This is a genomic window from Mesobacillus harenae, assembly GCF_013343715.1.
Lineage (GTDB): Bacteria > Bacillota > Bacilli > Bacillales > Cytobacillaceae > Mesobacillus_A > Mesobacillus_A harenae.
The window spans coordinates 1-281 of the sequence record NZ_JABUNR010000061.1 but is presented as its reverse complement, the minus strand read 5'-3'; the positions used below and the strand labels follow the sequence as shown (position 1 = coordinate 281).

The 281-nt window shown below is 46.3% G+C and carries 1 protein-coding gene and 1 tRNA gene; both read right to left on the bottom strand.

The window, feature by feature from the left end:
* Positions 1–33: 33 nt before the first annotated feature.
* Positions 34–110 (bottom strand) — tRNA-Ile (locus tag HRJ06_RS23060).
* A partial coding sequence (locus tag HRJ06_RS23110; RefSeq protein WP_206753062.1) for a hypothetical protein occupies positions 101–281 on the bottom strand: 181 nt, incomplete at its 5' end. The genes HRJ06_RS23110 and HRJ06_RS23060, both read right to left, overlap by 10 nt.

Genomic DNA, 281 nt, shown 5'->3' with positions numbered 1-281 from the left:
TCTCCCAGCTGAGCTAAGGCCCCGTTACATAGATGGTGGGCCTAAATGGACTCGAACCATCGACCTCACGCTTATCAGGCGTGCGCTCTAACCAGCTGAGCTATAGGCCCACATAACAGGTATTTAATTGAGGTTTTCGAATCATTACTCGCAAGTAACAATGAAAAATTGCTCCCTCAAAACTAAACAAACAAGCGTACAACATCACTGACCGAAAGGACAGTGTTCCGATTGTCTTTACGACAATATCCTTAGAAAGGAGGTGATCCAGCCGCACCTTC